This is a genomic window from Sedimentitalea todarodis (assembly GCF_032595355.1).
GTDB lineage: Bacteria > Pseudomonadota > Alphaproteobacteria > Rhodobacterales > Rhodobacteraceae > Sedimentitalea > Sedimentitalea todarodis.
Genome location: NZ_JASMWN010000003.1, coordinates 250438 through 275777 on the forward strand (window position 1 = coordinate 250438; position 25340 = coordinate 275777).

22 protein-coding genes and 1 tRNA gene are annotated in these 25340 nt (G+C 60.2%); 11 read left to right on the forward strand and 12 right to left on the reverse strand.

The features are described 5' to 3' along the window. The first annotated feature begins 39 nt into the window (after window positions 1–39). On the forward strand, window positions 40–600 hold the full coding sequence (gene ilvN, locus QO231_RS06010) for an acetolactate synthase small subunit (RefSeq protein ID WP_316774280.1): 561 nt from the start codon (window positions 40–42) through the stop codon (window positions 598–600). A gap of 72 nt (window positions 601–672) precedes the next feature. On the opposite strand, the gene QO231_RS06015 is transcribed toward ilvN, so the two are convergent. After that, window positions 673–1038 carry a hypothetical protein gene (locus QO231_RS06015; RefSeq protein WP_316774282.1) on the reverse strand — a complete coding sequence of 122 codons (366 nt, stop codon included), beginning with the start codon at window positions 1036–1038 and terminating at the stop codon, window positions 673–675. Between the two features lie 239 nt (window positions 1039–1277). Here QO231_RS06015 and QO231_RS06020 point away from each other — a divergent pair, with 239 nt between their 5' ends. The 3 genes from QO231_RS06020 (at window position 1278) to QO231_RS06030 (ending at window position 3564) form a co-directional block, all read left to right on the forward strand. Then, entirely contained in the window at window positions 1278–2075 is a 798-nt protein-coding gene (locus QO231_RS06020; protein WP_316774284.1) for a helix-turn-helix domain-containing protein, read from the forward strand. A 116-nt stretch (window positions 2076–2191) separates the two neighbouring features. After that, window positions 2192–3352, forward strand: coding sequence for an aromatic ring-hydroxylating oxygenase subunit alpha (locus QO231_RS06025; RefSeq protein ID WP_316774286.1), 1161 nt, complete (start codon window positions 2192–2194; stop codon window positions 3350–3352). Further along, the gene (locus QO231_RS06030; RefSeq protein WP_316774288.1) at window positions 3349–3564 is read left to right on the forward strand and encodes a hypothetical protein; all 216 of its coding nucleotides are present in this window, start codon (window positions 3349–3351) and stop codon (window positions 3562–3564) included. The genes QO231_RS06025 and QO231_RS06030 overlap by 4 nt, the downstream gene beginning before the upstream one ends. A gap of 99 nt (window positions 3565–3663) precedes the next feature. On the opposite strand, the gene QO231_RS06035 is transcribed toward QO231_RS06030, so the two are convergent. The 7 genes from QO231_RS06035 to QO231_RS06065 form a co-directional block, all read right to left on the reverse strand. Further along, entirely contained in the window at window positions 3664–4443 is a 780-nt protein-coding gene (locus QO231_RS06035) for a DUF2189 domain-containing protein (protein ID WP_316774290.1), read from the reverse strand. Between the two features lie 27 nt (window positions 4444–4470). After that, window positions 4471–5868, reverse strand: a complete 1398-nt coding sequence (locus QO231_RS06040) for an amidase (protein WP_316774291.1) — start codon at window positions 5866–5868, stop codon at window positions 4471–4473. 85 nt (window positions 5869–5953) lie between these two features. Then, the gene (locus QO231_RS06045; RefSeq protein WP_316774293.1) at window positions 5954–7729 is read right to left on the reverse strand and encodes a hypothetical protein; all 1776 of its coding nucleotides are present in this window, start codon (window positions 7727–7729) and stop codon (window positions 5954–5956) included. A 218-nt stretch (window positions 7730–7947) separates the two neighbouring features. After that, complete coding sequence (locus QO231_RS06050; protein ID WP_316774295.1) at window positions 7948–9435, reverse strand: calcium-binding protein; 1488 nt, start codon at window positions 9433–9435, stop codon at window positions 7948–7950. A 174-nt stretch (window positions 9436–9609) separates the two neighbouring features. After that, complete coding sequence (gene prfB, locus QO231_RS06055; RefSeq protein ID WP_316774297.1) at window positions 9610–10737, reverse strand: peptide chain release factor 2; 1128 nt, start codon at window positions 10735–10737, stop codon at window positions 9610–9612. An 82-nt stretch (window positions 10738–10819) separates the two neighbouring features. After that, window positions 10820–13372 (reverse strand): penicillin-binding protein 1A, encoded by a 2553-nt coding sequence (locus QO231_RS06060; RefSeq protein WP_316774298.1) that lies wholly within the window; start codon window positions 13370–13372, stop codon window positions 10820–10822. A 136-nt stretch (window positions 13373–13508) separates the two neighbouring features. After that, window positions 13509–14654: a pyridoxal phosphate-dependent aminotransferase gene (locus tag QO231_RS06065; RefSeq protein WP_316774299.1), complete on the reverse strand. Its 1146-nt coding sequence runs from the start codon at window positions 14652–14654 to the stop codon at window positions 13509–13511. A gap of 295 nt (window positions 14655–14949) precedes the next feature. Between QO231_RS06065 and QO231_RS06070 the strand changes: the two genes are divergently transcribed. Beyond that, the gene (locus QO231_RS06070; RefSeq protein ID WP_316774301.1) at window positions 14950–15699 is read left to right on the forward strand and encodes a DsbA family protein; all 750 of its coding nucleotides are present in this window, start codon (window positions 14950–14952) and stop codon (window positions 15697–15699) included. Between the two features lie 94 nt (window positions 15700–15793). On the opposite strand, the gene QO231_RS06075 is transcribed toward QO231_RS06070, so the two are convergent. Together QO231_RS06075 and QO231_RS06080 are read right to left on the reverse strand one after the other, a co-directional pair. Continuing rightward, window positions 15794–16255 (reverse strand): disulfide bond formation protein B, encoded by a 462-nt coding sequence (locus QO231_RS06075; protein ID WP_316774303.1) that lies wholly within the window; start codon window positions 16253–16255, stop codon window positions 15794–15796. Then, window positions 16252–16830, reverse strand: a complete 579-nt coding sequence (locus QO231_RS06080; RefSeq protein WP_316774305.1) for a YqaA family protein — start codon at window positions 16828–16830, stop codon at window positions 16252–16254. The genes QO231_RS06075 and QO231_RS06080 overlap by 4 nt, the downstream gene beginning before the upstream one ends. Before the next feature lie 242 nt (window positions 16831–17072). Between QO231_RS06080 and QO231_RS06085 the strand changes: the two genes are divergently transcribed. Both QO231_RS06085 and QO231_RS06090 read left to right on the forward strand, forming a co-directional pair. Further along, window positions 17073–17158: transfer RNA gene (locus tag QO231_RS06085), tRNA-Leu, on the forward strand. A gap of 148 nt (window positions 17159–17306) precedes the next feature. Continuing rightward, window positions 17307–17942, forward strand: a complete 636-nt coding sequence (locus QO231_RS06090) for a nucleoside triphosphate hydrolase (RefSeq protein WP_316774307.1) — start codon at window positions 17307–17309, stop codon at window positions 17940–17942. Window positions 17943–17987: 45 nt separating this feature from the next. Here QO231_RS06090 and ppk2 read toward each other — a convergent pair whose 3' ends face one another. Further along, window positions 17988–18989, reverse strand: coding sequence for a polyphosphate kinase 2 (gene ppk2, locus QO231_RS06095; protein ID WP_316774309.1), 1002 nt, complete (start codon window positions 18987–18989; stop codon window positions 17988–17990). Between the two features lie 161 nt (window positions 18990–19150). Between ppk2 and QO231_RS06100 the strand changes: the two genes are divergently transcribed. After that, window positions 19151–20047 carry an alpha/beta fold hydrolase gene (locus tag QO231_RS06100; RefSeq protein ID WP_316774310.1) on the forward strand — a complete coding sequence of 299 codons (897 nt, stop codon included), beginning with the start codon at window positions 19151–19153 and terminating at the stop codon, window positions 20045–20047. A gap of 416 nt (window positions 20048–20463) precedes the next feature. On the opposite strand, the gene QO231_RS06105 is transcribed toward QO231_RS06100, so the two are convergent. Next, window positions 20464–21192, reverse strand: a complete 729-nt coding sequence (locus tag QO231_RS06105) for an aspartate/glutamate racemase family protein (RefSeq protein WP_316774312.1) — start codon at window positions 21190–21192, stop codon at window positions 20464–20466. A 100-nt stretch (window positions 21193–21292) separates the two neighbouring features. On the opposite strand from QO231_RS06105, the gene QO231_RS06110 reads away from it, so the two are divergent. From QO231_RS06110 to QO231_RS06120, 3 genes are all read left to right on the forward strand, one after another. Then, window positions 21293–22990 carry a thiamine pyrophosphate-binding protein gene (locus QO231_RS06110; protein ID WP_316774313.1) on the forward strand — a complete coding sequence of 566 codons (1698 nt, stop codon included), beginning with the start codon at window positions 21293–21295 and terminating at the stop codon, window positions 22988–22990. 72 nt (window positions 22991–23062) lie between these two features. Continuing rightward, the gene (locus tag QO231_RS06115) at window positions 23063–24313 is read left to right on the forward strand and encodes an NAD(P)/FAD-dependent oxidoreductase (protein ID WP_316774315.1); all 1251 of its coding nucleotides are present in this window, start codon (window positions 23063–23065) and stop codon (window positions 24311–24313) included. Between the two features lie 27 nt (window positions 24314–24340). Next, entirely contained in the window at window positions 24341–25312 is a 972-nt protein-coding gene (locus QO231_RS06120; RefSeq protein WP_316774317.1) for a TRAP transporter substrate-binding protein, read from the forward strand. Window positions 25313–25340 lie beyond the last annotated feature (28 nt).

The following is a 25340-nucleotide window of genomic DNA, read 5'->3' on the forward strand; positions in this document are numbered from 1 at the left end:
ACGCGCCTGGCATGCGGAACATCTCAGGAGAAAGACACCATGTCTGCCCTACACATCAAAAAAGGCGCGACCAAGCATTCGGCCTACAACCTGCGCCCGACCTTTTCCGATACGCAGGAACGTCACACCATTGCCGTCCTGGTCGAAAACGAACCCGGCGTGCTGGCCCGGGTCATCGGGCTGTTCTCGGGCCGCGGGTACAACATCGAAAGCCTGACAGTGGCCGAAGTCGATCACACCGGCCACCTGAGCCGGGTCACCATCGTCACCACCGGCACGCCACAGGTCATCGAACAGATCAAGGCGCAATTGGGACGCATCGTATCGGTTCGCGAGGTGCACGATCTGACCGTCGAAGGGGCATCCGTTGAGCGGGAACTGGCCATGCTCAAGGTCGTCGGAGATGGGGAAAAGCGTGTCGAGGCACTACGGCTTGCCGATATCTTCCGCGCCAACGTTGTTGACAGCACCCTGACGAGCTTTGTCTTTGAGATCACCGGCGCGCCGGAAAAAATCGATGCGTTTGCCGATCTCATGCGACCACTGGGTCTGTCCGAAATTGCGCGCACTGGCATCGCAGCCCTGCTGCGCGGCGACTGATGATGCAATTGTTCAGGCGGGCCCGCGCCCGTCTTGAACACTCGCGACAGCAGTCAGAAATGATCAGTGGTCTCAGGCGCGGCTTGCAGTGGCAGTGCGACGCTGGCCGCGTCCCGATTGAAGTGTTGCCGCAAATGGTATGATCTCGGCCGATCCACGATGTTTTTGCGCTTGCGCGGCAGGAGAAACCTGTATGTTTCCGACAGTCTCGAGCGATTCCGGCAACTCCGGAAACACGCCTTCCGCGATCAATCTGGGATTGTGCGCGAACCGCATGTTCCGATCCATGGACAGGTCGAATTCAACCCAGTCACCTGCATCCATAGAAACAGACTGCACTTCACTGGGCGATCGATAAAATGCGAGATCACCATGATCTTCGCACCAAATAACCGCCTTGTGGTCTTCCTCGTCACACCAGAGCACTACACCAAACATGATTTTTCCCACTTAATCTCTCTAAACCAAGTTTGAGGCAATTCTTTACAATCAGACATGGAAAACCTGGCGTCGCACTCTTGCAATTTGTGTCTGAACAAGTAGCTTGATGACCCATATTGGCGTCACAATTGATGCGACTTGGCGTCAAAAACGAAAAATCAATCCCAAGTTTGGTGTTTCCATATGCCAGTCTTGTAGGCACTTATGTGCAAGCGCACATTACTATTGGAGGCTCTATGTCCAAATCGACACGATCTCCGGCTGAACTGCGCAACATGTTTGGCGCAAACCTGCGCACGTTGTCCAAACGCTATTCTTCTATCTCGGAATTGTCCCGTCAGCTTGGAATCAATCGGACCCAGTTCAATCGCTATCTTTCAGGCGAGAGTTTTCCGCGTCCGGACGTGCTCGATCGGATTTGTGCGTTCTTCCAGGTGGATGCCCGCATCCTACTGGATCCTGTCGACAACCTCGACACCAGCGGGTCGATTCTCAATGGTCCGGTGCTCGCAAACTTTACCGGGCCTGGTGTGAACGAAGTAAGTGACGAGAACTTCCCCAGTGGATTCTACCGGTTTTCACGACGCAGTTTCGTCAATGAAAGCCAATTCGTTGTTGGCCTTGTGCACGTGTTCCGCCACGCCGAACACGTCTATGTCCGCGGTTACGAGGCCCGCGAAGCAATGCGGCAGCAAGGGCTACCGATAGACGCGAAAGCGCGCGAGTTCCGGGGATACGTGATTCGCCAGGATGACGGTGTCGCATTGATGATCTCGCGCCGGAAGGCGATGACCAGTTCGTTCAACTATCTGGCGCGTGTTGCCTCGTTCGAGAACAACTTCTGGGTCGGATACGTGACACGCACGGTGCGAGAGAGCACCACCGGCACCCGGGTGACACGCATGGTCTACGAGCATCTAGAAGGGACCTGGGGCGATGTTCTGGAAGCCGCGCGCACTACGGGGTTCAAGACCGAAGACGAACTCCTGCCCTTCCATCGCCGCCTCTTGCAGCCCAACGATCCGTTTCGCTGACGGCCCGAGGCCGATTTCCGCAGATTGGTGTCGCGGTGAGATAACTTTCGTCGCAGAGAGAGCGGAGACGCGATACCCTTGCGTGTACGGCAGGTGGGCAAGCCAAGGAGTGCCCCATGCCCCAGCCCCTCTCGGACCTGTCCGCCGTTCGCCGCCCAATTCAGAATGCACAGGGCCTGCCAAACGCCCACTACATTGACGCCGACGTGTTCGAGGAAGAGAAACAGGCGCTGTTGTTCTCGCAATGGGCCGGTTTGGCCACCGCATTCGATGTTCCAGAAGCGGGCGATGCCGTTCCGATCAGCTTTCTCGGCATGCCTCTGCTTCTGATCCGCGACAAACAGGGCGATGTCAGGGTCTTTCAGAACACCTGCCGGCACCGGGGCATGATCCTTGTCGCAGAGCCGCGCAAGATCGAAGGCGCGATCCGCTGCCCCTATCACAGCTGGTGTTATGCCACCGACGGTCGCCTGGTCAGTACGCCCCACGTTGGTGGCCCCGGCCTGAACACCCATGCGGACATTGATCGCGACACCCTCGGGCTTATCGAGGTACGCAGCCACCTGTGGTTCGGCGTTGTCTGGATCAACCTGTCCGGCGATGCGCCTGCGTTCGAGGACGCCATGTCGGACCTGCTGGACCGCTGGTCCGAGTTTGACAAGCCCCTATTTCATGGTGGCGCAGAGAGCCGCTTTCAGCTGGAGGTGCACTGCAACTGGAAGCTCGCCATCGAAAACTATTGCGAGAGCTATCATCTGCCCTGGGTACACCCCGGTCTGAACAGCTATTCCCGCCTTGAAGATCACTATCATATCGAGAAACAGGGAGAGTATTCCGGACAGGGGACGCTGGTCTACCGCCAAATCCGCAACGAAAACGGCGACGTCTTTCCCGATTTTGACGGGCTGACCGACAAATGGGATACGGCCGCCGAATACATCGCCGCCTATCCCAACGTACTGCTGGGCGTGCATCGTGATCACGCCTTTGCCATCATCCTAGTTCCCGATGGCGTCGGTCACACCATCGAGCATGTGCACCTTTTCTATACCCAACCGGCCACCGACGAAGGGCTGCGCGCCCGCAATGCCCAGCAATGGAAAACGGTGTTCGAAGAGGATATCTTTGTTGTCGAGGGCATGCAACGCGGTCGGCAGGCACCCGGCTTTGACGGTGGGCGGTTTTCTCCGGCGATGGACGGGCCGACGCACCTGTTTCACGATTGGGTGGCCAGCAAGATTGAGACCCATCGCGCGCAGTCCCGGGCCGCCGAATGAGCGAACTTGACGCGCGGTTGCTGGCGGCGCACGCGGCGCGCGATCACCGCGCGCTTGTCGCTCTTTACCGCGAGGCCGCCGAAACTGCCGACACGCCTGAGGCGGCGGGGTTCTACCTCACCCATGCCTATGTGTTTGCCCTGGAACAGGACCATCCCGCTGCGCCCGACCTGCGCGCCCGGCTGATTGCCGACGGCCGCGAGTCGTCGTAGAGCGATTCGCGTTTAACTTGGATCATCTGGTGTCACCTAACGCGTTGAAATCTATGATTTCAGGCAGCGTTAGGTGACTCAGGTTTAACGCCGAACGCTTTAGGCCGCAGCACCCTCCTTGAGCTGATCGTAGAGGTGCCATGTCGCGTGCCCCAAGAGCGGCAACACCAGAAACAAGCCGAGAAACCACGGCAACAGCGCCGCAAATGTTGCAATCGCGATGAATGCCGCCCAGGCCAGCATTGGCAACGGGTTGGCCGTGACGTACTTGAAACTGGTGATCATCGCGGTGACGAAATCAACCTCGCGATCCAGCAACAACGGCAATGAAAGCACCGTGATCATGTAGAGCAGAAGCGCGAATAGCGCACCAATCACCGTTCCGACCGCCAGCATCGTCAATCCGTTCGCGGTCAGGAACACGTCAAACGAGCTCGAAATATTGGTCATCGTCGACAGACCCAGGAAGAGCGCGAAAATCATGTGGCCGATAAAGAACCACCACAGGAACACCACGATGATGATTGCGCAGATCGATGGCAACTGGCGCCGGCTCTGGTGGGTGACAACGCCGAGCACCCCACCCCAATCCAGTGGAATGCCCTTTTCCAGTCGACGGGACACCTCGTACAGCCCCACTGCCGCGAATGGTCCGATCAAGGGAAATCCGATCGCTGCCAGCACCAGCCAGAACGTCGTTTGTGTCTGCGCCGTGATCAGCGCCATGAGCCACCCGCCCATCACGTAGAACCCGGCAAAGGCCAGCCCGTAAACCGGTGCCCGTCGAAAATCCTGCCAACCGCGTGCAAGTGCAGTGCGCAGGATATCGCCCGACACCGGTTGCAATGGTGGAGCTCCGTGCTCGAGTTGTGTCGCCATCCTGCTTCCTCCCCGAAATGCCTGGCCCTATAGGGGCGGTAGATGTTGCGGCCAATCCGTCGCCGCGTGATAGGCCGCGCCAAGGGCGAGTAGTCTTGCGTCGCTGCCGCGCGGTCCGAAAATCTGGACCCCCATCGGAAGCCCCTGGGGCCCAAAGCCTGCAGGGGCCGCGAGCGCCGGCAGCCCGATCAGGCTGATGGGCACGACCACCTGCATCCAGCGATGGTAGGTGTCCATGGAATGGCCGGCTATACTGGTCGGATATGGGATATCCCCATCGAACGGCCAGACCTGTGCAGACGGCAGGATCAACGCATCATAGGTTTCAAAGAGGGCTGCTGCGGCCTTGAACCATTCCGACCGGACAATGCTTGCCCTGTGGACATCCATCGCGGTCAGCGCCAGCCCCCGCTCTGTTTCCCAGATCGCGCTTTCCTTCAGTTTCGCGCCCTCGGCAAGATGCGCAGCAAGCCCGGCTGATACCTGCCATGACCGCAGGTCGATCCAGCTTTGCCACATCGCATCTGCGGAAAACGGGGCGGCTACGGGTTCCACGATGCACCCGAGCGTTTCCATCACGCTCAGCGCATCTGCCGATAGGTCAAGAATGCCGTCTTCCATCGGAAAGGCACCATCCCAATCGCCCAGCCATCCAATCCGCAACCCCTTGGGGTCGAGATGCGCCAGTGGGGCCACGGGGTCCGCCGCCAGCCCATGCGGTTGCCGCGGATCCGGCCCCGCAACCACATCCAACAGTATCGCCACATCTTCAGGGCTGCGTCCCATTGGTCCAAGTGTCGACAACTGATGCAGGAACGTATCGCCAACCGGTTCCGAGGGCACCCGGCCCCAGCTTGGCCTGAACCCGTAGACATTGTTCCAGGCGGCCGGGTTGCGCAGGCTGCCCATCATGTCCGATCCATCCGCCAAGGCCGTCATGCCAGCGGCGAGCGACACCGCAGCTCCTCCGGACGAGCCGCCGCAACTGCGCGACGTGTCATAGGGGTTTCGGGTCGCACCGTGAACAGGGTTGAACGTGTGACTGCCGAGTCCGAATTCAGGCGTATTGGTCTTGCCGATCAGGATGGCACCCGCCGCCCGCATCCGCTCTGCAATCAGATCATCTTTCTCTGGCACGGCGTCGGCAAATATCGGCGATCCGTGGGTCGACAGGATCCCGGCGACATTGACCAAATCCTTGACCGCAATCGGCAGGCCGTGCAGTGGACCACGGCTTGGTCGGCGGTCCTTCTCGCGCGCCTCTGCAAGCAGGGCATCCGGATCGCGCAACCCCACGATCGCATTCACCTTGCCGTTGACCGCATCAATCCGCGCAAGCGTCGCCTGCATCAATTCGACCGCCGACAGGGAACCGTTTGACAGGTCAGCGAGCAAGCTCTTTGCGGATCGCTGGGTCAGGGTCATCTGCGCGGCTCCTCGGTTCACGATGAGACCAGCCTACCCTCTGCCCTATGTCTTGCAAGCCCCTGATTGCACTTGCACAACACGGTCAGGCGAGAACGAAATCAAAATCCGCCTGCGTCAACACCAGACCGGCCTGCCCCACCAGGACGATTGTGCCGTTATCATGCTCAATCTCGCGGTTCCCATTGGCGTTTGAAAACGTCAGGTCACCAAAACCGCCAGTATGCCCCACGAGGCGCAGCGTGTCGGGGCCGTCGACAAAATCCAGGACTCTGTCGGTGCCGCTGTTGTTGCCAAACACGAAGATGTCGGCCCCCCCATTTCCGCTCAGCGTGTCGTTGCCATAACCGCCATCGATGGTGTCCCTTCCGGAACCGCCTGTCACGGTATCCCTGCCAGCCTGGCCATAGAGCGTGTCGTTTCCGGCATAACCCTTGATCGTATCATTTCCGCCACCACCCAGGATGATATCCGCACCACCCCTGCCGATAAGTTCATTCCGTCCTGTATCACCGGTCAACGTGTCAGCACTCGCGGTTCCGGTCAGGTTCTCAATGCCTACCTCGCTGAAGTACCCGGCATCGGTTGCAACTTCCTGAAATCTGCCATCCTCCTCAAGACTGAAGGCGACCCCTTCGGAAAACGCCGAAAAACTCAGCGTGTCGGTTCCGCTGCCACCGCGTATGGCGACACCGTCGTCTTCTTCGTTGTAGAACAGTTCTTTGACGTTGATTCTGTCGTCACCCCGGCTGGCGTGCACTGCACCTGCCCCACCCGAGCCGAGTGTCACCACGTCATTGCCGCCGAAGGTAGAGATCAGTTCGACCCAACCGCTTTCACCATCCCCGGTCTGAACGGTGTCATCGCCATTGCCAAGACGGATCGATCCCGCGAATGTGTTCAGTGTCACATCCGCACCCTGATCATCATCGGGGTCGTTGCGCCGGTCGGTCGTGTCGAGGCTGCCGACATACCCATTCGCCGTGATCGTATGCGTCTCTCCGTTCTCACTGTAAAACACCATCGACGCAATTCCGCCGGTGCCGATGGTCACGGTATTGCTGGAGTCCCATGTCACCAGACTATCCACCCATCGGTCAGCGGTGGTCACTGTATGATCGCCGTTTCCCAGTCTCATCTGTTGAATGCGCGACGTATCATTCATTGTCACGGTCTTGTTTCCGTCTTGGGCGTTGAGGGTCTGAATGCTGCTATCTCCAGAAACGGTAAATGTGCCCCGCCCGCTGGAATCACTCACGGTTCCGAGATATCCACCATTCTGGACCATGACGGTGTCTGCGCCACCCTGCACGATGGCATAGGAGAGATTCCCGCCATCAACCGTAATCCTGTCATTCCTGCTGTGTGTATCGACACTTCCTGCGTTGCCGGTGATCGTGATAATCCCACGGCCGTTCCAGATATCGATGTTTCCGACATAGCCAGAGCCCGTAATCACAAAGTTCTTGTCGGCGCCGAGATTTACAGAATCCGTATTGCCCGACCCGAGTTGAATATCGTGTCTGGCACCTTCACCGCCGTCGATATACCTGACCCGTGTCGAAATCAGGTCGACGTCCGAATTGTCGCCGAGTTTCAGATAGTCAATCCTACGGTTTGAACCACCCGCGCTGTCCGTGATGTTGGTGGTATTCGACGCACTTGCGCCAAACCGCATCGCGGCCACGGTCCAGTTCGATCCCGTCAGGCTGACGTTTGCGATCAACGGATCCGCCGGTGTTCCATTGAAAGCACTGTAATACCCCATGAAACCACTTGAAATATCCCAGGTTACATCAGGCTGACCCGGAAGCCGCACGACCGGAGTGGACCCATCAAAGACCGGATTGATGACTGTCATTTTCTATATCCCCTTAAAATCTTCAGACGCAATAATGCGCCGAATAGGTAGCACAAATATCGCTTACAATATAGGCACATCTGGCGGCAGTGTCGGTCAGGGACGGAGGCGAATTCAATTCACCCATGGCCCTCCTCAGAAGGCGCACATCGCCAGAACACCAGTGTCGCCGTGGATTGGATGGCGAGCAGGTTCAGAGAATCCAGCCCGCCCTGTGCTCAGCCAAACTCAAAATCCGCCTGCGTCAGCATCAGACCGGCCTGCCCAACCAATACAATCGATCCGTTGTCATGATGCACGAGCAGATTTCCGTTCCGGTCGGATATCGTGAGCGCGTCGAACCCGCCGGCATGCCCGTCCAGCCGCAGGATGTCGGTACCATCTTCGAAATCGACAACCCGGTCCCGGCCACTTTTCTCGCCGAACACAAAGATGTCGGCCCCCTCGCCGCCAGTCAACCGATCCGTGTGTCCCGCAACACCGCCATCGGGCGCATTATCTATGCCACCATCAATGATGTCATTTCCAGCGCCGCCATGCAGCCGGTCCTCGCCAGAGCCGCCGTTTAAGGTATCATCGCCATCCCGGCCACGCAGCCAATCACGGCCTGCGTTCCCCGCAAGCCGATCGGCCCCGTCATTGCCGATCAGTGTGTCGTCTCCCGATCCACCGTCAACCTCGCCGGTCATGATTCCAGATTGGGTCAGCTTGTAGTAATCCCCATCAGACCCGAAACGGATATCACCCGCGATGGTCCCATGGTTGATGAGTTGGTAAGCACCTTCGCTCTGGCTCGCCTCGATATCACCCGCGATCAGACCCTTGTTCACCACGTCCCGTTGACCCCACCCATGGTCAAACATCGCCTCTGTGTTGCCAGCGACGATTCCGGAATTGCGCAGGACCAAATCACCATCGGCATCAATCCAGATGCCACGATCTCCGGTCAATGTCCCCGAGTTGATCAGACGTGCATCAACCTGTACGAGGTGAACTGCATTCCCTTTGGCGTCAATGACACCCGAATTGTTGATGGTCGCCAGTTCTTCACTGTCATAGAGCTCTATTGCGTTGTCCAGACCCGAGAAAATCGTACCTTCGTTCCTGATCGTAAGTGACTGATTGCCAAGGGACCAAACTCCCACCGCTCCAGAAATGATCGAAACATTGCGGACCACCCCTCCGGCATCCCAGACTTCGATGGCCGCACCGACGTCGGATGTAATTGAGCCGCTATTGAACACCGAACAAAGCCCATCAGGATCGGTCCCCTGGCTGGATATCTGGATCCCGGACCTGAAGCCATTCACCTCTCCAGAAACCCTGATGGTGGTATCAGGCGAACCTGTTTGGATGCCGCCGTAACTGCCGTCAATACGTCCGGCAACGCGAACATCGGCACCGAACGCTTGATAGATCAGCAAGCCCAATTGGCCTGAAACGTATCCGGTGTCCCCGATGCTGACATCGGTCCGTGCACCCGTTCCCAGCCCGGTTCCAGGATCTGAAACGAAACCAATGCTGGCCCCATCAGCCGAAACATGCCCCATGACATGAAGACTCACACCGATATCGGACTCTTCGCGATTGGTGATCCCAAGCCATTCATCCGTAATCACTGAACCGGATTGCTTGACGATGACAGTGTCATTGGCATCAAAATAGTAGGTTTCGGTCAGTCTGGAATTGATGATTTCCGTAGCCATGCGTCACGCTCTCCTATCCAGGCGAGAAACAGATAGATACGATCCATGACAAAAATGCGGCGAATTGTAATTAACGTAGCGTTAGGTCATCCAATACGTTGTCTTGAGGTCACGTTGCGGCTTTGGTTCGAGCCGAGACCGAGACGCCAGATGAAGCTTGGTACTTTCGCCTCGTCAGCCCGCGCCCTGCGCCTCTGCGCGGCTCTTGCCGGTCACGTCAAGCGCCAGTGTCGCGCCCATGAAGCCGTCCAGATCACCGTCCAACACGCCTTTGGTATCTGACGTTTCATGATTGGTGCGCAGGTCTTTGACCATCTGGTAGGGCTGCAGTACGTAAGAGCGGATCTGATTACCCCAGCCCGCGTCACCCTTGTTTTCATGCGCTTCGTTGATCGCCGCGTTCCGCTTGTCGAGCTCCAGCTGGTATAGCCGAGATTTCAGCGCCTTCATCGCGATATCGCGGTTCTGGTGCTGCGACTTCTCGGAACTCGTCACCACAATTCCCGTCGGGTGGTGGGTGATCCGCACAGCGGAATCCGTGGTGTTGACGTGCTGTCCACCGGCGCCGGAAGAGCGATAGGTGTCGATGCGGATATCTGCGGCGTTCACTTCGATTTCGATGTTGTCATCGACCACCGGATAGACCCAGACCGATGAAAACGAGGTGTGCCGCTTGGCGGCGCTGTCAAACGGGCTGATCCGCACAAGCCTGTGCACGCCACTCTCGGATTTCAGCCACCCATAGGCGTTCTGGCCGCTGATCTTGTAGGTCGCCGACTTGATCCCTGCCTCGTCCCCCGCGCTCTCTGATTGAAGTTCGACCTTATAGCCCTTTTTCTCGGCCCAGCGAACATACATCCGGGCCAGCATCGACGCCCAGTCACAGCTTTCGGTGCCGCCTGCCCCGGCGTTGATCTCAAGGAATGTATCGTTTCCGTCCGCCTCGCCATCAAGCAGTGCCTCAAGCTCTTTCTGCGCGGCCTTGACCGCCAACGCCTTGAGCGCCTTCTCGGCATCGGTCACGACTTCCTGGTCGTCTTCCATCTCGCCCAGTTCGATCATCTCGACATTGTCAGACATGTCGCGTTTGATCGTCTCGTAGGTTTCCATCGCATCGACCAGCATCTGCCGGTCGCGCATCAGCTTTTGCGCGGCGTCCGGATCATCCCAGAGGTTGGGGTCCTCGACGCGCGCATTGAATTCCTCGAGCCGGTGCGGCGCGGTTTCCCAGTCCAGCCGCTGCGCCAACAGCTCCAGCGATTTCTCGATTTCGGCAACGGTATTCTGGGTCTCGGCGCGCATGGCAATCCTAGCGGTTCACTCTGTGAGACCCGGTGATAAACCAGCCCCGCCGGAGCGGCAAGCGCAGCTTGCAGCAACCGCGTTAATACAGCCCGCCAGAGCTTACGGTTCCGAAATTGGCCTTGGGTCCGACAACCGCCGTGCCACCTGTCGATGTCTTGACCTGTCGCCCGCCGCCGCCGACTCCTTCAACCAGCGGAAGGTTGGAGCCCATGGCAAAGCCACCGTCATAGGTCCGGCCAAAGTCAGGATGGGTCCCATCCCGGAAATACTCGGCAACCACGTTGGGGCCGCTGGCACTGTCGGGCAGCCTTCCACCGGTGAAGCGGTCGATCTTGATAAAGTAGCCGCCCGGAGGCACCTCGAACGGACCGCCGCCATATTTTTCGGTCGCCTCGGTCATGAACGATTGAAAGACCGGGCCGCACAACGACGAGCCATAGGCACTGCGCCCCAGCGGGCGCGGCCGGTCATAGCCGATGTAACAGCCCGCCACGATGTTGCTGGTGAATCCGATGAACCAGACATCGCGCGCCTCGTTGGTGGTACCGGTCTTGCCCGCCGTCGGAACCGGCAGCTTGACGACACCGCTCGCGGTGCCGCGGTCAACCACACCCTTCATCATCGACGTCAGCTGATAGGCCGTCACCGCATCCATTACCCGCTCGCGATCGCTCACGATCCGTGGCGTCGACCCGGGTTGCAGCGCTGCGGAATTGCAGTCGACACAGTCGCGCTGGTCATGTCGGTATATGGTCTTGCCATAGCGGTCCTGGATCCGGTCAACCAGCGTCGGCTCGACCCGCTCACCACCGTTGGCGAACATCGCATAGGCGGCCACCATCTTGTAGAGCGTGGTCTCTTCGGAGCCGAGCGCGTTGGCCAGATACGGACCCATGTCGTCATAAACGCCGAATTTCTCGGCGTAATTGGCGACCGTATACATGCCCACCTCTTGCGCAAGACGGATGGTCATCAGGTTCCGCGACTGTTCGATCCCGGTCCGTAACGGCGTCGGGCCATAGAACTTGTTTGAAGAGTTGCGCGGTCGCCAAAGACCCTGGGGCGTGTTCACTTCGATCGGGGCGTCCACGACAATCGTCGCAGGGCTATAGCCGCTGTCCAGCGCCGCCGCGTAGACAAAGGGTTTGAAACTCGATCCGGGCTGGCGTTGCGCCTGCGTCGCGCGGTTGAACACCGAATCCTGATAGGAGAATCCGCCCTGCATCGCCAGCACGCGCCCGGTGTTGACGTCCATCGCCATGAAGCCGCCCTGAACGTCGCTGACCTGACGCAGGGTCCAGCGGATGAACGATCCGTCATCGTCGTTGGTCATCGCGCGCACGAGCACCACGTCGCCGACATCCAGCAGATCATCCGCCACCTGCGCCTTGCGGCCCAGCGTGCCATCGCGATTGCGCTTTCGCGCCCATTGAACGTCCTTGGCCACGATCCAATGACCATCCGCGTCCTCGTCGACACCCTCGATGCCGATCCGGGCATCCTGTGCTCCCATTTCCAGAACCACGGCCGGATACCACTGGCCATTCAGCACGACGTCGCGAGGCACGTCCGCGCCGCGCAGCGCCTCGCGCCAGCTGGCCTCGTCTGTAAGGCTCTCGGCAGGAATATTGTCCTCGGTTCCGTGCCAAATTCCGCGCCCACGGTCATATCTTTCAAGCTGACGGCGCAACGACTCGGCGGCAACCGTCTGCATTTCCTCGTCGATCGTGGCGCGAACGGTGAAACCGCCCGTAAAGAACTCGCCATCCCCGAAATCGTCTTTCAGCTGGCGGCGGATCTCTTCGGTGAAATAGTCCCTCGGTGGCAACGAGGTCCGGAAGCCTTCGAAATCGCCGTTCTGCACCGACCGTAGCGGTTGTTGCACCTCGTATTCATACGTGGCCTGATCGATATAGCCGTTTTCCTTCATCTCCCGCAGAACATAATCGCGCCGTTGGGTCACGCGTTCCTTGGCCAGAACCGGGTGGTATTTGCTCGGAGCCTGCGGCATCGCGGCCAGCATCGCCGCCTCGTGCGGCGTAAGCTCGGCCAGCGTCTTGTTGAAATAGGTCTGGCTGGCCGCCGCCACACCGTAGGAATTCTGCCCCAGGAAGATCTCGTTCATGTACAGTTCGAGGATCTGTTCCTTGTCGAGGGTTTCCTCAAGGCGCGCCGCGAGAATGATTTCCTTGATCTTGCGTTCGATCTTGCGATCCGCCGAGAGCAGAAAGTTCTTCATCACCTGCTGGGTGATGGTCGAGGCACCGCGCACATTCTGTCCGCGCGATTTCACCGCCTCGAACGCCGCCGCCGCGATGCCGCGCGTGTCATAGCCCGCATGCGTGTAAAAGTTCTTGTCTTCCGCAGAGATAAAGGCCTGCTTTACAAGCTCCGGAATTTCGTCCGCAGGGGCAAACAGCCGCCGCTCCTTGGCGAATTCGTCGATCATGTGACCTTCGCCGGAATAGATCCGGCTGATCGTCGCGGGCTTGTAGTTCGCCAGCGACTCGTGGCTGGGCAAGTCGCGCCCATAGATCCAGAACACCGCACCGATGCTGAGGGCCAGCACGGCGATCCCAAGGGTCACGAGCGTAAAAATCGCTCCAAAGAAGGATAGGACGAAACGGATCACTTGATAGCCTCTGCTGGCGCGGTGGCCTCTATATAGGGATGACCGGGCAGAGGGTCAAAACACAACGCGAAATATTCGTCGGCCATGCCACAAAGTCAGCGGAAAAACACGCATGACGCAGCGTAGCAGAACAGCACTATCCGCGATCGGCCATGAAACGGGCAAGACGCGACAGACCTTCCTCGATATCCGCAGTCGCCCTTGCATAGGAAAAACGCAGTGTGCCGTGACCGCGCACCGGGTCGAAATCGAGGCCCGGCGTCACCGCCACGCCTGCCTTTTCAAGAACTTCGGCGGCAAAGGCACGGCTGTCATCTGTCAGATCGGACACGTCGGCATAAACATAGAACGCACCATCGGGAGGCGCGATATTGGTGAATCCAGCCTTTGGAAGCCCGTCGAGCATCAGGGCCCGGTTGGCCTTGTAGACGGCAAGATTCGCGGTCAGTTCGTCGTCGCATTCCATCGCCGCCAGCGCCGCCACCTGGCTTGCATGTGGCGCACAGATGAACATGTTCTGCGCGATCCGCTCCAGTACGCGAACGTGATCCTGGGGCACAATCATCCAGCCAACGCGCCAGCCCGTCATGCTGAAATACTTGGAGAACGAATTGATGACATAGCACTCATCTGTCAGTTCCAGCGCGCTGACCGCTATCGCTTCGTATTCGATACCGTGATAGATCTCGTCGCTGATAAAGGCCGTATCCTGTGCCGCGGCTGCATCGATCAGACCGCTCATCGCAGCGCGATCCAGCATCGTGCCGGTCGGGTTGGCGGGCGATGCCACCATCAGTCCGGCAAGGTCCATCCCCGCAAGATCAGCGGGCACCGGTTGCAGGCGATTCTCGGGAGCCGTCGGCAGATCGACAGGCACCAGATCGAGCGCCCGCAGGATCTGGCGATAACTCGGATATCCCGGTGCACCGATCCCGACCCGGTCGCCGGTGTCAAACAATGCCGTAAATGCCAGAAGAAACCCGGCGGAAGAGCCGGATGTCACCACCACCCGTCCCGGATCAAGATCGACATTGTACCAGTCGCCGTAAAGCCGTGCGATCCGTCGCCGCAGTGCGGGCAAGCCGAGCGCTACGGTGTATCCCAAGGGCTCGCTCTCAAGCGCTGTGGACAAGGTGTGCATCGCCTGTCTGGGGGCACCGGTCCCCGGTTGGCCAACCTCCATGTGGATGATCCGGCGACCGGCTTCCTCGGCACGGCGCGCCGCCTCCATGACATCCATCACGATGAACGGATCGACCTGTGATCTGCTTGAGGTGCGCATGTGCTTCTCCCCTGGTGCGGTCCTGCGCTTTGACCGCTTATCCGGAGCAACGTCAACTCCGCTGTGACTGGAAGTCTGGTATCTGGTCAGCGCGCTTGCCTGCACCCGCATCGGCAGCGCCGGTATGGCCTCTTCCTACCCCGCCGATCATTCCGTGTTCCAGCGGCGTAAAAACGGTCGCCGGACATCAGGCACGCGGGGCCACAAGGTCGTTACCGGAGGGTTACGCACCTTGGCAGCGGGCACAAGATGTGTTCATTGCCTCAGAACAGCTTTCCAAAAGGAAGAGAAAACGATGATCCGCTTCGCCGCCCCTACCCTGACCGCATTCGCCCTGCTGGCCGGATCGGCCAGCGCCGCAGACTTGACCGACCTGACCGAAACCGAGCGCGCGGCGTTCCGGGCCGAGGTCCGCGCCTATCTGATGGACAACCCCGAGATCATCATCGAGGCCGTCGATCTCTTGAAAGAACGCAATGCACAGGACCAGGCGCAGGCGGATGTCTCGCTGGTCAAGGACAACGCGGACGCGTTGTTTGATGACGGTTATTCCTGGGTGGGCGGCAATCCGGACGGCGACATCACTTTGGTCGAATTCATGGACTATCGCTGTGGCTATTGCCGGCGCGCCAAGCCCGAAGTCGCCAAGTTGCTCGCCGCCGATGGAAACATCCGCCTGATCGTCAAGGAGTTTCCGATTCTCGGCGAAGCATCCATGATCTCGTCGCGCTTTGCCATCGCCACGCGCAAGGTGGCTGGCGATGAGGCCTATGAGCAGGTGCATGATGCCCTGATGGAACTGGACGGCGACGTGAATGACGTGATCCTGGGTCGCCTCGCGGACGGGTTGGGACTAGACAGCGCCCCCATCCTTGCACGCATGGCCGACGAGGATATCACCGCCGAAATCGCCGAAACCCGCGCGCTTGCACAACGCATGCAGATCAGCGGCACACCAACCTTCGTGCTGCACGACGAACTGCTGCGCGGCTACCTGCCCGCGGATCAGCTCGAGATCATTGTCTCCGAGAAACGCGACGGCTGACCACACAATCGCAAACTGCAAAGTCCGTCGCTCCGAACTCGGCGCGGCGGGCGACACTCACCTTGACAGGACGACGACGATGGTCGCCGATCTTTCAGCGCGACTGCCGCATGGCCGCAAACCAGAGCAGCGCCAGGAACACCGAAGCGATCATGTTCCAGCTGGCCATCGACAATCCGAACAACTCCCACGGCACCTCGTCACAGCGCACCAGCGGCGCGGCCATGATCTGATCAAGCAACTGCTGCGGTGTCAGCCCCGTCGTCGGCCCGGATGTGCACGTGGTAGGCCCCTGCCACCATCCGCGTTCGACGCCTGAATGATAGGCCCCGATCCCGGCTGTGCCCAATGCGGCCAGACCGCCCATCAATGGCAGCAAACGCCCCGGAACCGCCAGCGCAACGGCGCCGATCAGGATTGCAGCCGCATGCGGCCAGCGCTGCCACAGACACATCTTGCAGGGTGCCATGCCGCCGATGTACTGAAACGCAAAGGCCCCCGCGAGCAGCGCAAGAGACCCCGTGGCGGCCGCCAGTACAAACGTCCGCCGCGTCACAGGTATTTGACCGTCGCAAAGCCACCGATCAGCAGCAGGATGAAAAGCGTAAACACCAGCCCCAACCGCTTTTCGATGAACTCACGCACGGGTGCGCCAAATGCACGAAGCAACCCGGCCACAACAAAGAATCGCAATGCACGGGCAAGGATCGATGTTGCGACAAAGGTTGCAAGCGGCATCCCGGTCCAACCCGACATGATGGTGATCACCTTGTAGGGGAACGGGGTGACCCCCGCCGTGAGAACCGCCCAGAACCCGAAGTCGTTGAACCGCGTATTGAATTCGGCCATCGCGTCGGCCTTTCCCATTGCGGCGAGAATCGGCTGGCCAATGCTATCGTAGGCAAGCGCCCCGATTGCATAGCCCAGAAGTCCGCCCAGCACCGAGGCCACGAGGGCAACCCCTGCAATCAGCCATGCGCGCTGCGGCCGCGCGAGAATCATCGGGATCATCAGGAGATCGGGCGGAATCGGAAAGACCGAGCTTTCCAGAAAGGCAACAACGGCCAGCCACCACAGCGCATGCGGATGGTCGGCAAGCTGGATCGTACGATCATAGGTCTTTCTGAGCATCGGGCCTGCAACTCTGGTCAAAGGGCTCATTTCGAAAACCACGCGGCGCAGACAGCGTCAACTGGGTCAGGTCACTTTTTCCGCCGTGGCCACGGTTTCGCACTGATTTGTGAGCCTCTCTGCCTACTCCGAAACGCACGCCAGACGTTGAAATCATGCCGAATCCAAAAAGCGGCAGCCACCGCATTTGGGCGCAGGTTGTGTCTGGACGACCGCGATTGCCCGCGATATACGCAGCCCGTGCCCGAGTGGTGGAATGGTAGACACGACGGATTCAAAATCCGTTGCCCTAACGGGCGTGCCGGTTCAAGTCCGGCCTCGGGTACCATCCTATTCCTGTTGTTGATCGCGGGATGGCGCTCTGCCATCTTCGGCTTGCCGTTCATAGGCCGGGTCCGATCATCCGGGGCATCGCCCCGAATGGCCCGCTCAGACAAACCGAACCACATATGGCCCTATCAGGAACCGGGAAACACATGAGCGAAGCAGCCAATACAACACAAACGCTGATCACCCGCATCCTTGCCTGTCGATCCGCCAACAGGAGATGTCTCGTCGGGATCGCAGGCGCCCCGGGCAGCGGTAAATCCACGCTGGCGGAGAATGTGGCGCAACAATTGGCCAAGATCGGCGCGCAGGTTCGGGTGGTTCCGATGGACGGGTTTCACCTGGACAACAGGATCCTGAAAGATCGCGACCTTCTGGAGCGCAAGGGCGCGCCCGAAACCTTTGATTTCGGGGGTTTCCAGCGACTGATCCAGGCGCTTGCCAACGACACGGATGTCTACTACCCGGAGTTTGACCGAAGCCGGGATATCGCGATTGCAGGCAGGGCGCATGTCGGTCCCGAATGCAGCATCGTGCTGGTCGAGGGCAATTACCTGCTGCTGGACGAGCCCGGTTGGCGCGACCTGGCTGCGCTCTGGGATGTGTCGATCCGTTTGCAGGAACCGCTTGAAACGCTGCGCGCGCGTCTGATCAACCGCTGGCTGGCGCATGGCCTGGATCCTGCGGCGGCCCAGGCTCGGGCCGAGGGAAACGACCTGACCAACGCGACCCGCATCCAGAATGCGGCGTTGCCCGCTGACTTGGAAATCCGGACTGACAGCTGAACAATGGCCTGATCCGAACCGGATCAGGCCCTCATGAAAGACCGCTCAGGACGCCGTCGCGGGCTTTACGCGCCCACTGGGGTGCAGCGCGGTTCCGAGGATATGACCGGAATTGTGGATGACGTGATGCGCCTGTCCGACAATCAACGGATCAGGCGCGCCGATGGCATCGTGATCCTTGTCCGGATAGTCCAGCGATGCCAGGAAATGCCGCATGCAATTCAGCCGCGCGCGTTTCTTGTCGTTTGACTTGATCACGGTCCAGGGGGCATCTGCGGTGTCCGAATAGAAGAACATCGCTTCCTTTGCTTCGGTGTAGTCGTCCCACTTGGAGAGCGATGCCTTGTCGATCGGGCTCAGCTTCCACCGCTTGAGCGGGTCGGTTTCGCGGCTTTCGAACCGACGTTTCTGTTCATTCTGGGTGACCGAGAACCAGTATTTGTAAAGGCGGATCCCCGAGCGAACCAACATGCGTTCAAGTTCGGGAGTCTGGCGCATGAACTCGAGATACTCTGCCGGATCGCAGAAATTCATCACCCTTTCCACGCCCGCACGGTTGTACCAGGATCGGTCATAGAACACCATTTCTCCCACCGTGGGCAATTCGCGAACGTAACGCTGGAAATACCACTGGCCCCTTTCTTCGTCGGTCGGCTTGTTCAGCGCCACCACGCGGGCCGAGCGCGGGTTCAGGTGCTCCATGAACCGCTTGATCGTGCCTCCTTTGCCCGCAGCGTCACGGCCTTCGAACAGCAGCACGAATTTCTGGCCGGTTTCCTGGCTCCAAAGCTGCACCTTGAGCAGTTCCGCCTGCAATTTCGCCTTGTCCGCTTCATAGGTGCGCCGGCTCAGCTTGCGGGAATAGGGGTATCTGCCGCTCTCAAACGCGCGCCGCACCTGCTCCGTTGTTGGCGCGCCGGGTATCTGTCCGGCGACAGGTGCCGATGTCGACGAGATCGCGGCCTCGGCGGCTGGATCCAGGGCGGCGGCCGTCGTATTGGCATCTTTTGAGTTTGAGGTGACATCGGCAGTTTTGGGCAGGGTCATTCGCATCTCCGGCTGGGGTTGGACCTGCACACCGCCTAGCCCACCTTTCATCTGCGCACCTTGATCCCTGTCAAGAAACTGTCACATTCAGGGGTACACCTGCGTCATGGTCATCAAACTCGGGCGCGGTGCGGAAATCAGCCAACAGGCGAGGCCAGATCATGACCAACGAGGTTCGTAGCGAAACCGTCACATTGCAGGGCAAACCGTTCTTTCTGCGCAATTGGGGGGATACCTCCCTGCCGCCCTTGCTAATGCTGCACGGCTTTCCCGAATATGGCGGTGCATGGGCCGATCTAGCCCCCTTGCTGGCCCATCATTTCCACTGCATCGCCCCGGATCAGCGCGGCTATGGCCAGAGTTGGGCACCGGACGGGGTCGAAAACTACACCACCTCGGCGCTGGTCGGAGACATGGCAGAGCTCATCGCACAGATCGGTACGCCGGTCACCGTCATGGGGCACGATTGGGGTGCGGCGGTGGCTTATGGGCTGGCCATGTTCAAACCCGATCTGGTCAGCCGCCTGATCATCGCCAATGGTGTCCACCCGGCGCCGTTTCAGCGCGCCATGGCGGCCGGGGGTGCACAATCCGAGGCCAGCCAATACATCAATTTCCTGCGTCGCGACGACAGTCATGATTTGCTCGCAGCCGATGACTTTGCCCGGATGCGCGACCTGTTCCTTGCCAAGATGGACACCGGCTGGCTGACCGATGAAGCGCGCGCGGCCTATCTCGCCGAATGGTCCCGGCCCGGGCGGCTCAAAACGATGATCCATTGGTATCGCGCCTCGCCCCTGCGCATCGCGGATCCGGGCAAACCGTTGACCGACCTGATGGCCCTGCCGGTTGAGCGATTGATGGTGCGTTGCCCGCACCTGCTCATCTGGGGCGATCGTGACACCGCGCTCTTGCCCGAGGCGACCACAGGGCTTGAGGCGTTCGCTCCGAATCTCACCCGCATTACCCTGCCCGATCTTGACCACTGGCTGATCCATCAGGATCCGCAGGCGATTGCAGACGTCGTGATCGCCTGGCTTGGCAAGATCCGGGATTAGCGCTTTGGACGGACACGCCTTTTTGCACCGCTGCCTTCAAAGACGAAAAGACCTTGATGTCGTTCAAGAAAGGCATTCCAGTTCCTTTCCGGTCGGGATCCAATCTCGACGTCCGAAAATCGGCAGACCACCCCGTTCAACAGGCAGATTTTGGTTCCCGCACTGCCGCAATGAGAACGCAGGAATACGAGTACCGCGTCTCGCAGGGGATTTCCGGCCAGATCAGTATTTGTTCAATTGACTCTCGGCGGGCGGTGACGTCTGCAGTATGATGGACCGGTCGCAGGACCGCTGAAATGTTGCCGGAACCTCTTATCCCGCCAAACAGCCTGACATAACCCACGGCTCCGAGGTGAAAACGACCGATTTGCGCAGAAATCGCGAAAACCCGGCGGGATAAGGACTCAATTTTCGCATCATCCCGCTGGCGGATCATAGCGACAGGGCACCAATCCGGCCTGAAACCAGGTGATGAAATTCACGATGGAAAACACCGGCAATCCGGTGACCCTTGCGATATCCGCCGCATATGGCCCCATGTTCGTACATTCCAGCACGATCGCACCCAGTTCGGGGTGTGCCTCTGTCATCGAAAGCGCCGCCTCGACATTGTCCTGACGCGCCAATTCGACGTCAAGCTCTGACTCGTTGCCCAGAATCGCCCGGCTGAATTCGAGTCCCCCTTCGGTCGATCCTATCGGCGTCTCAGGGGGCACGCCCGCCGCCGCGAGGTGATCCGCCGTCAACGTCGACCCGGAGATGGTCAGAACTCCGGCGCGTTTACCGGGGGCGAGCAGCCGGTTCACCATCGCCACCTGCATCAGAGAGGATGTTGCGACAGGCACCGGGACGGCCTTCGCCAACTCCTCCTGAAACAGCGACAGGAACCCGCAATTGGTGGTGATCCCATCCACTCCGTCGCCGACAAGGTCGCGCGCCGCGTCGACAAACGCATCCAGCAACCCAGTGGCGCCCTGCCGCACAACCCGATCCGGCGAGGCCCTGCGCACCACGCGGTAGTGCACCGGAAACGGCCAGGTCGCGGCATTGCCCATGTCACCGGGAATGCGCGGGAAGCGCGCGTCCAGCATCAATATCCCCACCGACGCCCCATACACTGCCTTGCCGCCCGTCACTTTCGCCACTTGCCTTTACTCCCGTTTGCACCTGTCATGGATCTCACCCGCCGCAGCGTTGCGCGGGCGAAGCGTCTGATCAAGCTGCAATATCAAACCGGGGACAAAGATGAACACAGAGAGCAATGATCTCACCGGTGCCGAAGCCATGGTCCGGATGTTGCAGGCCTATGGCGTGCAGCACATGTTCGGCCTCTGTGGTGACACCACCCTGCCGTTCTATGACGCGTTGGCGCGCATGGATCATGGCATCACCCATATCCTGACCCGCGACGAGCGCCATGCGGCCTACATGGCCGATGGGTATGCCCGCGTTACCGGCAAGCCGGGCGTCTGCGAAGGGCCGTCCGGGGGTGGCGCGACCTACATTCTGCCCGGAGTGGTGGAGGCCAACGATAGCTCGGTTCCGATCCTGGCCATCACCACCGACGTTGCCACCACGTCACGCGGGAGATACCCGCTGACCGAACTGGATCAGGTGGCGCTGTTTTCACCGGTGACCAAGTGGAATGCCTCGCTGGATGACGCGACCCGTCTGCCCGCGATGGTGCGCGCGGCATTTCGGGCGATGACCACCGGCAAACCGGGTGCCGCGCATCTGGCGCTGCCGTTTGACACCCAGCAAGCCCCGGTCGAAGGGGCCGAAGTCTGGGCCGATCCACGCCACCGGATCTTTCCGGCCGAACCCACAGCCCCCGATCCGGACGCGATCATCGCTGCCGCCGACGTCCTGACGCGCGCGCAAGCCGCCGTGGCAATCTGTGGCGGCGGACCAGTGATCGCCGGGGCGTTCGATGCCCTTGCAGAATTGGCGAAATTGCTCGATCTTCCAATCGCGACGACGGTTTCCGGACAAGGCGCAATTGCCGAAACCGATCCCCGCGCGCTCGGCGTGGTGGGATCGAACGGCGGCATTCCCGATACCCGCGCGGCGGTCGATGAGGCCGATGTGATCCTGTTCATCGGCTGCCGGGCCGGATCGGTCACGACCGAGCGATGGCGCTCACCGCCACCGGACAAGACCATCATCCACATCGACAGCGACCCGATGGTGATCGGCGCAAACTACCAGACCGAAGTGGCGATCTGTGCCGATGCGCGCCTGGCCCTTGACGCGCTGAACACCGAGGTGAGCACGCGTGCTGACGTGTCAGCCCAGAATGGCATCCGCCGCTGTGCCAACGCGTGGCGCGCAAAACAGGCTGGCTTTGCACCGCTCGCCAACAGCGCCGAACGACCGATCCGTCCCGAGGCGGTGATGGCGGCGCTGGCGGACATCCTGGACCCCGACACCACGATCGTGGCCGACCCCGGCACGCCCTGCCCCTATGTCTCGGCCCACTACCGATGGCCGCAGGCGGGGCGCCATTTCATCACCAATCGCGCCCACGGAGCGCTCGGCTATGCGCTGGCGGCGGCGATGGGCGCGCATGTGGGACGACCCATTGTCAAGACGCTGGCCTTGATGGGCGATGGTTCGTTCGGGTTTTGCTGTGGCGAGTTCGAAACCATGGTGCGCCATAACATGCCGATCACCAGCATCGTCTTTTCAAACGCTGTATTCGGCTGGATCAAGGCCGGGCAAAATGCCGGCTTCGACAAGCGGTATTACAACGTCGATTTCAATCGCACGGATCACGCCGCCGTCGCCCGCGCCTTTGGCGTGACGGCCTTTACCGTCGAAGACCCCGCCGACCTGCGCCGGGTTCTGGCGCAGGCCGTGGTCCATCCCGGCCCGACGCTGGTCGATATCATCAGCCAGCCCCTGCACGAGGCCGCGGCCCCGGTTTCTGAATGGGTTGCCTAGGGGGCAGGAAAAAACCGTTGGCCTTTAGACCGGTAACACGCCAATCTGCGCCAGCGGCAGCCGGGGGATTTCGTGACGGGACATAACACAGACGTGCTGGTCATCGGCGCGGGCATTGTCGGGGTGTCCACGGCGCTTTGGCTGCAGCGGGCCGGATCGAAGGTCACGCTGATCGACCGGATTGGCCCGGCGGGCGGAACCTCTTATGGCAACGGTGGCATTCTGGCGGCCTGCGCCGTGGTGCCGGTGACCGTTCCGGGACTGCTGGCCAAGGCCCCCAGGATGTTGTTCGACCCCGACCAGCCCCTGTTCCTGAAATGGGGCTATCTGCCTCGCCTGCTGCCCTTCCTGCGCCGGTATCTTGCCAATGGCACGGATGCGCAGGTCGAACGCACCTCGCAGGCACTCACCGAATTGCTCGGCGATTGCGCCGATCAGCACCTTGCCCTTGCCAAGGACAATCCGGCCGCCGCCTTTGTCAAACCCGGCAGCTATCTCTTTGGTTATCCGGACAAGGCCGCCTTTGAGGCCGACAGCTATGGCTGGGGCATCCGCCGCAAGCGCGGATACCAGTTTCGCGAAATGACGGCCAAAGACATCGCCGCCTACGACCCGGCACTTGATGGCTGTTTTGGCTATGGCGTGGAATGTCCCGATCACGGGTTGATCACCGACCCCGGTGCCTACGTGACGGCGCTGGCCGATCACTTTGTCGCTCAGGGTGGCAGGTTGCTTGCCGGTGAGGTCACGGGATTTGACCGCGATGACGCAAACGCCGTCGCCGCACGGACCACCGCCGGAACAATCACCGCCGCCAGCTTTGTCGTTACTGCAGGAGTGTGGAGCGACCCGCTGGCGCGCGAACTTGGCATCACAGTGCCGCTGGAATCCGAACGTGGCTATCATGTGGAATTCGTCAACCCGTCGATCACTCTGAAGTCACCGATCATGGTGGCGGCGGGGAAATTCGTGGCGGGGTCGATGGATGGACGGCTTCGTTGCGCCGGGGTCGTGGAATTCGGCGGGCTTGAGGCCGGTCCCTCCAAGGCCCCGTTTGACCTTTTGAAACGCCAGGTCGCACGGCTGTTTCCCAACCTCACCTACGACGACACCGTGGAATGGATGGGCCATCGGCCTGCGACAGCGGACTCCATTCCCGTCATCGGCCAGACTCCGGCAGCACGGAATGTCTATGTCGGCTATGGCCACCATCATATCGGCCTCAGCGGCGGCCCCAAGACGGGGCGCTGGCTGGCGCAGATGATCACCGGGCAACCGGTCAACACCGACCTGTCGGCCTATTCACCGGATCGACGGGCGTAATATCCAACCAACAGAGAGGACGTAACGATGAAATTGACGAAACTGATGGGCGCGGCCATCGCGACGCTGGCCCTGAACGGCGCTGTACAGGCCGATAGCTGGGACATGCCGATGGCCTATTCCGCCTCGAATTTCCACTCGGAAATGGGGCAGGTCTTTGCGGACAAGGTCGGCGAGTATTCCGGAGGTGACCTCGTCATCACCGTGCATCCCGGTGGCTCGCTGTTCAAAGGCGGCGAGATCAAGCGCGCGATCCAGACCGGGCAAGTGCCGATCGGCGAGCGCCTGATGTCTTCGCATGCCAACGAAACACCGCTGTTGGCCTGGGACAACGTTCCGTTCCTCGCCACATCCTTCGCGGACAACGAGAAGCTCTGGCAAGCCGCCAAGGACCCAGTCAACGCGGCACTGACCGAACAGAACCTGGTCACGCTCTACACCTGCCCGTGGCCCGGACAGGGGTTCTACTTCAACAAGGAAGTGAAATCCTCAGCCGATACGCAGAACGTCAAGTTCCGCAGCTACAACACCGCGACAGCCGCATTCGCCGAAGCTCTTGGCATGATTCCGGTACAGGTCGAAGCGGCCGAGTTGAGCCAGGCGCTTGCCACCGGCGTTGCCGAGGCGTTCATTTCCTCGGGGTCCACTGGCTATGACCGCAAGGTCTGGGAACACCTCAGCCACTATTACAAGGTCAACGCCTGGCTGCCCCGCAACTACGTGATGGTGAACAAGCAGGCATGGGATGCGCTGGATGCCGACACACAGGCCGCCGTTCAGAAAGCTGCCGATGAAACCGGTGCCGCCTGTCTCGCCAAATCCGAAGAGCTGGCGGACTGGTATTTCGAGCAATTGGAAGCCAACGGCATGACCGTCACCGATGCCGGCCCTGAATTCCTTGCCGAGCTTCAGGCGATCGGTGCGAAGATGCAGGATGACTGGCTCGCCACCTCCGGAGCGGACGGTCAGGCGATCATCGATGCCTACAAGGCGCAGTAACACGAAAATCGGCGGCGCGCGCAGAGGT

Excerpts from the sequence above, each read along its gene's own strand:
- QO231_RS06035 (WP_316774290.1), bottom strand. The coding sequence starts at position 4,443 with ATGGCGACACAACTCGAGCACGGAGCTCCACCATTGCAACCGGTGTCG.
- QO231_RS06120 (WP_316774317.1), top strand. The coding sequence starts at position 24,341 with ATGAAATTGACGAAACTGATGGGCGCGGCCATCGCGACGCTGGCCCTG.
- QO231_RS06020 (WP_316774284.1), top strand. The coding sequence starts at position 1,278 with ATGTCCAAATCGACACGATCTCCGGCTGAACTGCGCAACATGTTTGGC.
- prfB (WP_316774297.1), bottom strand. The coding sequence starts at position 10,737 with ATGCGCGCCGAGACCCAGAATACCGTTGCCGAAATCGAGAAATCGCTG.
- QO231_RS06050 (WP_316774295.1), bottom strand. The coding sequence starts at position 9,435 with ATGGCTACGGAAATCATCAATTCCAGACTGACCGAAACCTACTATTTT.
- QO231_RS06065 (WP_316774299.1), bottom strand. The coding sequence starts at position 14,654 with ATGCGCACCTCAAGCAGATCACAGGTCGATCCGTTCATCGTGATGGAT.
- QO231_RS06025 (WP_316774286.1), top strand. The coding sequence starts at position 2,192 with ATGCCCCAGCCCCTCTCGGACCTGTCCGCCGTTCGCCGCCCAATTCAG.
- QO231_RS06045 (WP_316774293.1), bottom strand. The coding sequence starts at position 7,729 with ATGACAGTCATCAATCCGGTCTTTGATGGGTCCACTCCGGTCGTGCGG.
- QO231_RS06100 (WP_316774310.1), top strand. The coding sequence starts at position 19,151 with ATGACCAACGAGGTTCGTAGCGAAACCGTCACATTGCAGGGCAAACCG.
- QO231_RS06030 (WP_316774288.1), top strand. The coding sequence starts at position 3,349 with ATGAGCGAACTTGACGCGCGGTTGCTGGCGGCGCACGCGGCGCGCGAT.
- QO231_RS06110 (WP_316774313.1), top strand. The coding sequence starts at position 21,293 with ATGAACACAGAGAGCAATGATCTCACCGGTGCCGAAGCCATGGTCCGG.
- QO231_RS06080 (WP_316774305.1), bottom strand. The coding sequence starts at position 16,830 with ATGCTCAGAAAGACCTATGATCGTACGATCCAGCTTGCCGACCATCCG.
- ppk2 (WP_316774309.1), bottom strand. The coding sequence starts at position 18,989 with ATGACCCTGCCCAAAACTGCCGATGTCACCTCAAACTCAAAAGATGCC.
- QO231_RS06015 (WP_316774282.1), bottom strand. The coding sequence starts at position 1,038 with ATGTTTGGTGTAGTGCTCTGGTGTGACGAGGAAGACCACAAGGCGGTT.
- QO231_RS06090 (WP_316774307.1), top strand. The coding sequence starts at position 17,307 with ATGAGCGAAGCAGCCAATACAACACAAACGCTGATCACCCGCATCCTT.
- ilvN (WP_316774280.1), top strand. The coding sequence starts at position 40 with ATGTCTGCCCTACACATCAAAAAAGGCGCGACCAAGCATTCGGCCTAC.
- QO231_RS06070 (WP_316774301.1), top strand. The coding sequence starts at position 14,950 with ATGATCCGCTTCGCCGCCCCTACCCTGACCGCATTCGCCCTGCTGGCC.
- QO231_RS06040 (WP_316774291.1), bottom strand. The coding sequence starts at position 5,868 with ATGACCCTGACCCAGCGATCCGCAAAGAGCTTGCTCGCTGACCTGTCA.